Below are 11970 nucleotides of genomic sequence, written 5' to 3'. Positions count from 1 at the left end.
AATTCACTAATGAATTACTGTCTGGTCACTCTTCAAGACTTGATATTTTTTTGTACCCGAAGGTACTGAGATATCAATCCTGCGAGTGCCCACACAGATTGTCTGATAAATTGTTAAAGAGCAGTGCCACGTTATTCAGTGGCGCGGGCTGTGCATATTATGCTTTCCCGCTACGTAGTCAAGCATTTATTTCCTGCTTCACTCCGCCTGACGGGCCGGTTTGTAAGCCGTTGTGCCGTGTCAGTGGAGGCGCAGTATAGGGACTTTTAAGAATGTGACAAGTATAAAATTCAAAAAACTTATCGTTCGCTCATTTTCCAGGCAATATCGTTAAAACACATCCACTATCGCCTGGTTTTTAAACAAAAACGAGCCCCGAAGGGCCCGTTTATTTGTTTTCTGTGACTTACTGCACTGCCACAATATGATTCTCTTTTACTTCCAGCCTGATCGTTTTCCCTGGAATCAGCTCGCCTGAAAGGATTTGCTGTGCCAGCGGGTTCTCGATTTGCTGCTGGATGGCGCGTTTCAGAGGACGAGCACCATAAACCGGATCGTAACCGTTCTCGCTCAGCAGCTTCAGCGCATCGTCGGAAATAGTGACTTCATAGCCGCGTTCTTCCAGACGTTTGTATAAACGCTGCAGTTGAATCTGCGCGATAGAAGCAATGTGGCGCTCGCCCAGCGGGTGGAAGACCACGACTTCATCTATACGGTTAATGAATTCCGGGCGGAAGCTGTGGCTGACAACGCCAAGCACCAGATCCTTCATATGCCCGTAATCCAGCTCACCGAAACGCTCCTGAATTAAATCCGACCCCAGGTTCGACGTCATAATAACGACGGTGTTTCTGAAGTCGACCGTTCTGCCCTGCCCGTCTGTAAGACGCCCGTCGTCCAGCACCTGTAATAAGATGTTGAACACATCAGGATGCGCCTTCTCGACTTCATCCAGCAAAATCACCGAGTACGGACGACGGCGAACCGCTTCTGTCAGGTAACCGCCTTCTTCATAACCTACATAGCCCGGAGGCGCACCAACCAGGCGCGAGACGGAGTGTTTCTCCATAAACTCGGACATGTCGATACGCACCATCGCATCGTCGCTATCAAACATAAAGTTCGCCAGCGTTTTGCACAGCTCGGTTTTACCCACGCCGGTTGGCCCAAGGAACAAGAACGAGCCAATCGGACGGTTTGGATCGGATAACCCCGCGCGGCTACGGCGAATCGCATTCGAAACGGCTTCAACCGCTTCATCCTGACCAATAACCCTGTGGTGCAGATCGTGTTCCATACGCAGCAATTTCTCACGCTCGCCTTCAAGCATGCGTGCAACCGGAATACCGGTCCAGCGCGCCAGAACATCGGCAATCTCTACGTCGGTCACTTTATTACGCAGCAGGCGCATAGTTTTGCCTTCGCTTTGCGTCGCCACTTCAAGCTGCTTCTCAAGCTCCGGGATTTTCCCATATTGCAACTCGGACATGCGGGCAAGGTCGCCCACGCGGCGGGCCTGCTCAATTGCAATCTTCGCCTGTTCCAGCTCGGCCTTTATTGTCTGCGTGCCGGAAAGCGATGCTTTCTCTGCTTTCCATTCCTCTTCCAGCACCGAATATTCACGCTCTTTCTGTCCTAACTCTTCTTCAAGCATACTCAGGCGCTTCTGGCTGGCTTCGTCAGACTCTTTCTTCAAAGCCTGCTGCTCCAGTTTAAGCTGGATGATACGGCGGTCAAGACGGTCAAGCTCTTCGGGCTTCGAGTCAATTTGCATACGAATGCTGGAAGCGGCTTCATCGATCAGGTCGATTGCTTTATCAGGCAGTTGGCGATCAGCGATGTAACGGTGCGACAAGGTTGCCGCTGCAACGATTGCCGGGTCCGTAATTTGCACGTGATGGTGCAATTCGTAACGCTCTTTCAGGCCGCGCAAAATCGCGATGGTGTCTTCAACGGATGGCTCCGCGACAAACACTTTCTGGAAGCGACGCTCAAGCGCTGCATCCTTTTCTATATACTGGCGATATTCGTCAAGCGTCGTTGCGCCTACGCAATGCAACTCACCGCGGGCCAACGCTGGTTTGAGCATATTGCCTGCATCCATCGCGCCGTCGGCTTTACCGGCGCCCACCATTGTGTGCAGCTCATCAATAAACAGAATGACATTGCCTTCCTGTTTAGAAAGATCGTTGAGCACGCCTTTCAGGCGCTCTTCAAATTCACCGCGGTATTTAGCGCCTGCCACCAGCGCGCCCATATCCAGGGCCAATACGCGACGGCCTTTCAGCCCTTCGGGCACTTCACCGTTAATGATGCGCTGCGCCAGACCTTCAACAATGGCGGTTTTACCTACGCCCGGCTCACCGATAAGCACCGGGTTGTTTTTAGTACGGCGCTGCAATACCTGAATGGTGCGACGAATTTCTTCATCACGACCGATAACCGGGTCCAGCTTGCCCTGTTCGGCACGCTCGGTAAGGTCGACGGTATATTTCTTCAATGCCTGACGTTGGTCTTCGGCATTTTGATCGTTCACGTTTTCGCCTCCACGCATTTGCTCAATCGCAGATGTCACATTTGCGGTGGTGGCGCCCGCTGATTTCAGTAAGTCAGTTAACGTGCCACGCGATTCAAGCGCAGCCAGAACAAACAGTTCTGACGAGATAAAATTGTCGTTTCGTTTTTGTGCGAGCTTGTCGCAAAGATTAAGCACGCGCATCAAATCCTGAGAAGGCTGCACATCACCGCCGGTTCCTTCAACCTGCGGTAAACGGCTTAACGCCTGCTCGATTGCCGTGCGAAGTTGCCCCACGTTAACGCCTGCGGAGGTCAATAAAGGACGTACAGATCCTCCTTCCTGGTTGAGCAGCGCGCTCATCAAGTGAAGAGGTTCGATAAATTGATTGTCGTGCCCGAGAGCCAAAGACTGGGCGTCGGCGAGGGCAAGCTGGAATTTATTGGTAAGACGATCCAGACGCATAACTCCTCCCATATACAGGTCAAATTTGCTACTGGAGATTAAATGAGGTCATCCCTCAATTATTCAAGGTTAATGGCCTGAAATATGTGAGCGTAGAATTACCCGCACTGGATCGTCTTGATTCTATAGGTTATATCAGCCAAATAAAACTTGCCATACGGCCTGTGATTCTGTCACGGCGATAAGAGAAGAAGTCGCCCGCTTCGCTATGAGTACAGCGATCGCCGCCGTAGACCTGTTTGATGCCTGTATTTGCAAGACGCTGGCGTGCAAGAGTGTAAATATCAGCATAATATTTTTCACCCGCAGGCCGGAAAGCTGCTTCCGCCTTCGCATCTTTGGCCACAAATGCTGCGTAAACTTCCGGGCCAACTTCGAATACGTCCGGACCGATGGCTGGCCCAAGCCATGCGATGATATTTTCCGGGCTATCCTTGAAGCAAGCGACGGTCTCTTCGAGCACGCCTTCGCATAAACCGCGCCATCCCGCATGCGCTGCGGCAACTTCAGTCCCAGACTTATTACAGAATAGCACCGGTAAACAGTCCGCCGTCATTACCGCACAAACCGTACCCGGCGTATCGCTCCATGAAGCATCTGCTCGCTTTGAAGCGTAAGGCTCACCGGTCAGTTTCAATACCGTGGTTCCATGCACTTGCTCAAGCCAGACAGGCTTTGAAGGCAAATCAGCCGCAGCGTAAAAAAGACGCCGGTTTTCTTCGACATGTTCAAGGTTATCGCCGCAGTGGGCGCCAAGATTGAGCGAATCGTAAGGTGCATGACTGACTCCGCCGATACGTGTCGAGCTACAGGCGCCGACGCCTTGCGGAATCGGCCAGGCCGGGACGATCAATTGCGGGACGATCGTTTTACTCATAACCAGTCCAGTTGATCCTTATGGGCTTCAGTATCTACGCGCAGCGCTTCAATCAGTTCCACCATATCCTGCGGAATTGGCGCATGCCATTCCATCAACATGCCGCTGATTGGATGGTAAAGACGCAGCATTGTCGCATGCAGAGCCTGACGGTCGAATTTACGCAGCACGGCAACAAACTCTTCCGAGGCGCCTTTCGGCGGACGCGGGCGACCACCATATAGCTGATCGCCAACCAATGGATGCGTGATGTGCGCCATGTGGACGCGAATCTGGTGAGTACGGCCTGTTTCCAGGCGCAAACGCAGGCGTGTGTGTACTCGGAAATGTTCCATGATGCGGTAATGCGTGACCGCCGGTTTGCCCATCGGATGGACGGACATATGGGTACGTTTGGTTGGGTGACGGCTGATTGGCTCTTCTACTGTGCCGCCCGCAGTCATGTGGCCAATCGCGACCGCTTCGTACTCACGAGTGATTTCACGCAGTTGCAGCGATTCCACCAGGCGAGTTTGTGCCGGAACGGTCTTGGCCACTACCATCAAACCTGTCGTGTCTTTATCGAGACGGTGAACGATACCCGCGCGTGGTACATCGGCAATCGGCGGATAATAATGCAGCAAGGCATTCAGTACGGTGCCGTCCGGATTACCGGCTCCCGGGTGCACAACAAAATCACGAGGCTTGTTAATGACAAGGATGTCATCGTCTTCGTAGACAATATTGAGTGGGATATCCTGTGCTTCCCAGCGTACATCCTCTTCGATTTCGGCATTGATGGTAACGCTTTCTCCACCCAACACTTTTTCTTTCGGTTTGTCGCTGACTTTGCCATTGACCAGCACGCGCTGGTCAAGAATCCATTCTTTTATACGCGAACGTGAATAATCCGGGAACAATTCGGCCAAAGCCTGATCTAAGCGTTGACCGAGTTGAGATTCGGTTACTGTTGCGTTGAGTTGTACTAGTTGTGCCATAGACAGCTTCTTCGTTAACGTTGGGTTTTACGGCAATGCCGTTTAATATAGTGTGCTATTGTAGCTGGTCTTTATCGGGAGCTGGAAATGCGAGCCTCCCGGATAACATTCTGAGGAAAGTCAAAACGTCATGACGCGTATGAAATATCTGGTGGCAGCTGCCACGTTGAGCCTGGCTTTGGCTGGTTGCTCCAGTTCCAAGGATGAGGTTCCTGATAATCCACCTTCTGAGATCTATGCGACCGCCCAGCAAAAGTTGCAGGACGGTAACTTTAAAGCGGCGATAACGCAACTGGAAGCTCTGGATAACCGTTATCCGTTCGGGCCTTACTCGCAGCAAGTGCAGTTAGATCTGATTTACGCTTACTATAAAAACGCTGACCTGCCGCTGGCTCAGGCAGCGATTGACCGCTTTATCCGCCTTAATCCTACCCATCCGAATATCGACTACGTACTTTACATGCGTGGCCTGACGGACATGGCGCTGGACGATAGCGCGTTACAAGGGTTCTTTGGCGTAGATCGTTCCGATCGCGATCCGCAACACGCGCGTGATGCCTTTAACGATTTCTCAAAACTGGTTCGTGGTTATCCGAACAGCCAGTATGTCACCGACGCCACCAAGCGTCTGGTGTTCCTGAAAGATCGTCTGGCTAAGTATGAGCTTTCCGTGGCGCAATACTACACCAAACGCGGCGCGTGGGTGGCAGTTGTTAACCGTGTCGAAGGTATGCTGCGTGATTTCCCGGATACCCAGGCGACTCGCGATGGGTTAAAACTAATGGAAAACGCGTATCGTGAAATGCAAATGCCGGGTCAGGCGGACAAGGTTGCGAAAATTATCGCAGCTAACAACGGTAGCAATACCTGATCAGTGAATTCCAGAAAGACAAAACGGCAGCTCAGGCTGCCGTTTTTATTGCCCAAAACGTAAAACTGAAACGGTTTAGCGTCAGGTCATCCCATCAAATATGAGCGTTATTTCTGCGTTCCACAAGCGATATCGACAGAGATCCTGCCCTGCCTCACAAAAAGGCGTCCTTGACAAAAAGTGACAAAATAACGTGATTTTGATCACACATTTTGACCTTGAGCGAGGTATGCTGAAGTTACCAAGACGGGAAAGACAAGAGGTAACTTTATGACAATGAACATTACCAGCAAGCAAATGGAAATCACCCCGGCTATTCGCCAGCATGTCGCGGACCGTCTCACCAAACTGGACAAGTGGCAAACTCATCTAATAAATCCACACATTATTTTGTCCAAAGAACCACAGGGTTTTGTGGCTGATGCCACCATAAGTACGCCGAATGGGCAGCTCGTCGCGAGCGCCAAACACGATGATATGTATACGGCCATCAACGAATTGATCAACAAACTGGAGCGGCAGTTGAATAAAGTGCAACACAAAGGTGAAGCGCGTCGCACCACAGGTTCCGTGAAAGATGTCGCCTTTGCCGAAGAATCTGAAGAAGAGTAATTTCGTCATTAACGCAAGCAACGCGCCTCCGGGCGCGTTTTATTTACCAGTATCACACTGAAATAAAAGGATTTATTTCAGTCGGTGTCCACATATCGACCACATCAATCACAAAAAAACCAGCCACTCGGCTGGTTTCCTTTTACACCTTATATTATCTATCATTCCGCTCACGTACCGATTTGATAAAGCTGAAATAGCACTCTTCGCAAAGCTCATCATCAATTGCGCATATCCGCTCAATGAGCGAGCGCTTCTTACCGCAGTCCTGGCAGTACTTCAGTGCAAAAAATTTCATATGGTTACCATCACCCTGTTACCTGAATGCGCTCACCATATTCCCCGTATTGCTTAAATTCCAATTAGTTACACCGATCGGTTTATCTTAATTGATCGTTACCACCGATCAATCCCCTACAGGGTGCCAAATGTTAAACAATATGAGGCAGCCCTTGGTCTATATTCAGGTCGGCCATCGGAAAACCGTCACAACCATCACCTCCATTAAAAACAGGCATTAACCAACTGATTATCATAAATAAATGTTGTGACGGCAAAACCATCACAAAACGTAACGCAAACCGTCACACCTAATAAATTCAACAAGTTATAAAACAGAGTTGTGATGATTTAAGACCGTCACACTGTGATGCTTCTGTGATGATTATGTGATGGTTTTAGATATGCTTATTTATATATAAATATCATATAGATAGATAATTGTTTTAAACTTTGTGACGTTTGTGACGGTTTTCCGATACCCCCCTTCAAATTTTGAAAATATTCAGACTGGTCAGAAATCGCGCTGGTTTGTTAGTGGTTTTGTAGGTGCATGTGTAGCCAGCCTGATCACAATGATTTGCATATTTAATGATCTGTTTGAGTCGCAAAGTATTTGCCCTTACCATTAGTAACCACGTAAACAACAAGGAGTTTTTATGTACACGTACAAAATGGTTCAGGTTCCACCCAATATTTCAGTGAAAGCTAAGGACAATAAAAGCGGCATTGCCGCAGCGTATCTACAGGAAGTAGTAAATACCTGGGCTGTTGAAGGCTGGGAATTCCAGCGTGTTGACACCATCGGCGTTGAAGAAAGGCCGGGATGCTTTGGTGGTAATAAGGTTGGTTTAACTCAGTACTACGTCATAACCTTCAGGAAAGAAATTGCAAGTGCTTAACTGGCTGAGCATCCGATTTGTTCTTTTTTACCGCACCTATGCGCCTGAGAAGATTCGTAATCGCTGTCGCCACACTCCGTCCTGTTCAAAATACACCTTGGTAGCATTAAAGCGCTTCGGCTTTGTTAAAGGGTGGAATCTTGGATTGCGTCGGATTTATCGCTGTCGGCCACCAAACGGTGGGATTGATTATCCCCCACATAAGTAGGCTGCAAATGTTAAAGGCCACCGGGGGTGAGCCGGTGGCCTTAGTTACGTTACCTGGCGACTTACGGTAAGCAGGCCAGAATCAGCTCAATAAAGGCGACAAGCGCCTTAAGAGCGATGACAGCGATTTGTAAAAATCCCTTCACCACGTTGCTCCTTTTCAGGAGCGCGATACCACTGCTAAAGCCTTAACATTGCCTGGTTCGCAGGGGCACATTGTTAGTGGATGTGTACTCACCGGGAACACATGATGCAAACATAGTTGTATCATTATTAGCTTATTGAAGCCTCTACAGGCATCTACAAGCCCAATATTATTCTGTGAAACAGATTTCAGTTCTACACTTCACCGCTGCTCTGCTCCAGAGCACGCCAGTCAAGGGCTTGCCACACTTCACCGTATACGTGATCCCGCTGTGACTGTTACGTAAAAAATCACGTAATCCACGATGAACCCGCGCCTGTACTGGCTTTCTCGTTTTCACACCACTACTGGCCATCGCCAGAAAACTGAAATCTTTGAAATCTGTTTCACACATTTCAGTTAGCGATCGATCGTCAAAGCCCCAGCACTGGCGCGGTCTGGCGGGGTGAATTGTACCCCCGGAAAAACTGAAATCATTTTCAACACGAAAACCGCAGGCAGGTGCGGTGTAGCGCCGTTTTCGTCACTTCCGCCGTTATTTCGTCGCCATCAGGATTCGCAGGCGCAAGTGTGCACCGCTGCGCTGGATGAGGGAATGGTTTTGCTCAGGCGTGGTAGCTCCGCCTCTCTCCCCTGATGGGCCAGAAGACAAAAAATCACCCCACTCCACCCAAAAGACTGGCTAATTGTCTGGTTTTTCTATGCGTTAGAACAAAATTTACATAATGATTCAAACATCGGAGGGCTTCGCTATGTCGATTAAGAAGCTTGATGATGGTCGTTTTGAAGTGGAAGTCAGACCGCGTGGAACCTCAGGAAGAAGGATTCGACGTAAATTTAACCGAAAGGCGGAGGCACAGGCATTTGAACGGTACGTACTGACAAACTTTCACGATAAAGAGTGGCAGGACAAACCAGCAGATCAACGACTCCTGACTGACTTAATTGCCTTGTGGTGGAGCTACCACGGAAAAAATCATAACTATGGTGACTCTTATAAAAAACGTCTGGAGAAAATCGACCGGGACTTGGGTGAACCCAGAATATATATGCTGACCCGTAACCTTCTAATGAAGTACCGCGTCAACAGGTTACAAAGCAGAGTATCTGCGGGAACGGTAAACAGGGATTTTAGCGCGATGTCCAGCATGTTTAGCCTGTTGATTGATATGGAAGAGTTCCACCATGAGAACCCCTTCCATAGCGTACGCAAACTGAGGCTGGAAAATACCGAAATGTCTTTCCTGACCGAGGATGAAGCCCGCGACCTACTGAATGCTCTCACCGATGATGACCGCAGGGTTGTAGTTCTCAGCCTAAGTACCGGTGCTCGATGGGGTGAAGGCTGAACACGTAATCAGTAACTGAGTTACGTTCGTTAAGACAAAGACCGGCCCAGCTCGTACCGTACCGATTTCGCAGGAAGTTGCAGATTACATCCTCACGCGGAAATCAGGAAAGTTATTCAATACAGACTATGGCCGCGTTCGTGAGGTTCTTCGTAAGGTAAAACCAGATCTACCCAAAGGTCAGGCACTGCATGTTTTACGCCATACATTTGCGACTCACTTCATGATCAACGGTGGGAACATTATCACCCTCCAGCGAATACTGGGTCACACAACGATTGAGCAGACTATGACCTACGCTCACTTTGCCCCGGATTACCTGGCTGATGCAGTAAGGTTTAATCCAATGAAAGGGAGCGTCCATATAATGTCCACCGACTAGGTCTTTTTAGGGTGTATTAGGGTCGATAAGGTGTTCATAACCTATTGATATTTAAATGAACTCCTTATCTTACAGGCTATTAGAAAGCACCTCCGGGCGCGTTTTTTATTGACAGGGTGAAAACAGAGCGGGTAAGTTAACCCTCAGACTTGTCAGGAATCAGCCCATGAGACTTCTACCGTTTTTCTTCGCATTCTTTTTTACCTTCCCCTGACCGGGAGGCAATTCGTCGTGTGATAAAGAATGCGAAGACGAACAAACAGGCCTCCCAAAGCGGGAGGCCTTTTTTATGGACATCGAAAAGGTAGCGTTATGACTGAGACAAACCCCTTGCTGGCTCTGCGCGATAAAATCAGCGCCCTGGATGTTAAGCTGCTGGCTCTGCTGGCGGAACGCCGCGGGCTTGCCGTAGAGGTTGGTAAGGCGAAGCTCGAATCTCACCGTCCGGTACGCGACATCGACCGCGAGCGGGATTTGCTTGAACGCCTGATTACGCTGGGCAAAGCGCATCACCTGGATGCGCATTACATCACCCGGCTTTTCCAGCTCATCATCGAAGATTCGGTTCTGACCCAGCAGGCGCTGCTGCAACAACATCTGAATAAAACCAACCCGCACTCTGCCCGCGTCGCCTTCCTCGGTCCTAAAGGCTCCTATTCGCATCTCGCCGCCCGTCAATACGCTGCCCGCCATTTCGAACAGTTTATTGAGAGCGGCTGCGCTAAATTCCACGATATTTTCAATCAGGTAGAAACCGGCCAGGCCGATTACGCCGTGGTGCCAATTGAAAACACCAGTTCCGGCGCGATTAACGACGTGTACGATTTGCTCCAGCACACCAGCCTTTCCATTGTTGGTGAGATGACGGTGCCAATCGATCACTGTGTTCTGGTTAGCGGTACAACAGATTTAGACAAAATAGAAACGGTTTACAGCCACCCACAGCCTTTCCAGCAATGCAGCCAGTTCATTAATCGTTATCCGCACTGGAAAATTGAATATTGCGAAAGCACGTCCGCCGCAATGGAAAAAGTTGCTCAGGCAAATTCCCCGCACGTTGCAGCGCTGGGTAGCGAAGCCGGTGGCGCGCTCTATGGCCTGCAAGTGCTTGAGCGCAACCTGGCAAATCAGACGCAAAATATTACCCGTTTCGTTGTGCTGGCGCGCAAAGCAATTGATGTTTCAGAGCAGGTTCCGGCCAAAACTACCCTGCTTATCGCAACAGGTCAGCAGGCCGGTGCGCTGGTTGAGGCGCTTCTCGTGCTGCGTAACCACAATCTGATTATGACGAAACTAGAGTCCCGCCCGATCAACGGTAATCCGTGGGAAGAGATGTTCTATCTGGATATTCAGGCCAACCTGAAGGATCTGGAAATGCAGAAAGCGCTACGCGAGCTGGGGGAAATCACACGTTCAATGAAGGTGTTGGGCAGTTATCCAAGCGAAAATGTCGTGCCTGTCGATCCGGTCTGACGCTGACCCCAGTAAGCCTGCGTCAGACTGGCTTACTGGCTTTCTTTAAACTTCAGCTTTGGCAGGCCTGCAACATCGACCCGAAGCGTAAAAATAGCGCCCGAAAGCGGACGTTCCGCGATTTCAGCTTCATCCATATTTTCTCGCGTGGTGGTGATAAACAGCGTTTTCATATCGTCACCCCCGAAGCAGACCATGGTCGGGCAGCGTACCGGGAATCTGTATTCTTCAAGGGTTTCGCCTTCGGGCGACAGTCTCGCGATACGATAGCCGTCGAATAATGCCGTCCAGTAGCAGCCTTCAACGTCCAGGGCTGCGCCATCAGGAATGCCCTCCCCCACGGCAAAACGCTTGAATACCTGCCTTACGCCGGGCTCGCCCTGCTCATCCAGCGGCGTGCGATAAATCACGCTGTTAGGCGTGTCTGATGTGTACATCCACTTTTTGTCTTCGCTAAACGCCAGACCATTCGCGCCATGAATGTCGTGTTGAATAACATGCGGAGTTAAGTCGTTATCCACGCGGCAAAGCAAAGCGCCGTTATAATCTCCCGGCCCCCAGAAGGTTCCCGCATAAAAACGTCCGTCACGATCGGTGCCACCATCGTTAAAACGAGCAAGCTCTGGATTATTTGGATTGTCACAAATTTTTTGCGTGATAAGACCCGTTCGATTAGTCAGGTAAATCCCGCTGCGCAACGCCACGATAAAACCGCCGTTCTCACGAAATGCGAAACATCCCACCTCTTCGGAAAACTGAATAACGTCATGCTTGCCGCTCACCGTGTGATAGCGATGAATTTCATTTTCGAGGATATCAGTCCAGTAAAGGCTTTCTTCCTCTGCGCACCACACAGGGCATTCGGGTAAGTGACCGGTGTATTCAAACAGGACTTGCGGCTGTGCCATCTCAGGTA

General features: G+C 49.9%; 10 protein-coding genes, 1 pseudogene and 1 other annotated feature. Of the genes and pseudogenes, 7 read left to right on the top strand and 4 right to left on the bottom strand.

Going from position 1 to position 11970, the window contains the following annotated elements; genetic code table 11:
• Window positions 1-406: 406 nt before the first annotated feature.
• The 3 genes from clpB to rluD form a co-directional block, all read right to left on the bottom strand.
• Window positions 407-2980 (bottom strand): ATP-dependent chaperone ClpB, encoded by a 2574-nt coding sequence (gene clpB / locus MUA00_RS01930; protein WP_271121445.1) that lies wholly within the window; start codon window positions 2978-2980, stop codon window positions 407-409.
• A gap of 130 nt (window positions 2981-3110) precedes the next feature.
• Window positions 3111-3857, bottom strand: a complete 747-nt coding sequence (gene yfiH, locus MUA00_RS01925) for a purine nucleoside phosphorylase YfiH (RefSeq protein ID WP_271121444.1) — start codon at window positions 3855-3857, stop codon at window positions 3111-3113.
• On the bottom strand, window positions 3854-4834 hold the full coding sequence (rluD, locus tag MUA00_RS01920; RefSeq protein ID WP_271121443.1) for a 23S rRNA pseudouridine(1911/1915/1917) synthase RluD: 981 nt from the start codon (window positions 4832-4834) through the stop codon (window positions 3854-3856). Before rluD ends, yfiH begins: the two co-directional genes overlap by 4 nt.
• 130 nt (window positions 4835-4964) lie before the next feature.
• Between rluD and bamD the strand changes: the two genes are divergently transcribed.
• The 7 genes and pseudogenes from bamD (at window position 4965) to pheA (ending at window position 11054) form a co-directional block, all read left to right on the top strand.
• Entirely contained in the window at window positions 4965-5705 is a 741-nt protein-coding gene (gene bamD, locus MUA00_RS01915; RefSeq protein ID WP_271121442.1) for an outer membrane protein assembly factor BamD, read from the top strand.
• Window positions 5706-5975: 270 nt separating this feature from the next.
• Window positions 5976-6317, top strand: a complete 342-nt coding sequence (gene raiA / locus MUA00_RS01910; RefSeq protein ID WP_271121441.1) for a ribosome-associated translation inhibitor RaiA — start codon at window positions 5976-5978, stop codon at window positions 6315-6317.
• 938 nt (window positions 6318-7255) lie between these two features.
• A complete protein-coding gene (locus MUA00_RS01905; protein WP_271121440.1) occupies window positions 7256-7498 on the top strand; it encodes a DUF4177 domain-containing protein in 243 nt (80 codons plus the stop codon).
• Window positions 7491-7706, top strand: a complete 216-nt coding sequence (yidD, locus tag MUA00_RS21270; RefSeq protein WP_408639683.1) for a membrane protein insertion efficiency factor YidD — start codon at window positions 7491-7493, stop codon at window positions 7704-7706. The genes MUA00_RS01905 and yidD overlap by 8 nt, the downstream gene beginning before the upstream one ends.
• A gap of 896 nt (window positions 7707-8602) precedes the next feature.
• Window positions 8603-9581, top strand: a pseudogene (locus MUA00_RS01900) (phage integrase).
• Between the two features lie 165 nt (window positions 9582-9746).
• Window positions 9747-9872 (top strand) — a sequence feature (Phe leader region).
• Complete coding sequence (pheL, locus tag MUA00_RS01895) at window positions 9748-9795, top strand: pheA operon leader peptide PheL (RefSeq protein ID WP_201279432.1); 48 nt, start codon at window positions 9748-9750, stop codon at window positions 9793-9795. It overlaps the preceding feature by 48 nt.
• Window positions 9873-9893: 21 nt before the next feature.
• A complete protein-coding gene (gene pheA / locus MUA00_RS01890; protein ID WP_271121439.1) occupies window positions 9894-11054 on the top strand; it encodes a bifunctional chorismate mutase/prephenate dehydratase in 1161 nt (386 codons plus the stop codon).
• 32 nt (window positions 11055-11086) lie between these two features.
• Here pheA and MUA00_RS01885 read toward each other — a convergent pair whose 3' ends face one another.
• Window positions 11087-11962, bottom strand: coding sequence for an SMP-30/gluconolactonase/LRE family protein (locus tag MUA00_RS01885; protein WP_271121438.1), 876 nt, complete (start codon window positions 11960-11962; stop codon window positions 11087-11089).
• Window positions 11963-11970: the final 8 nt, after the last annotated feature.

The organism is Dryocola boscaweniae, from assembly GCF_025215095.1.
GTDB lineage: Bacteria > Pseudomonadota > Gammaproteobacteria > Enterobacterales > Enterobacteriaceae > Dryocola > Dryocola boscaweniae.
This window is presented reverse-complemented; position numbering and strand designations above follow the sequence as displayed.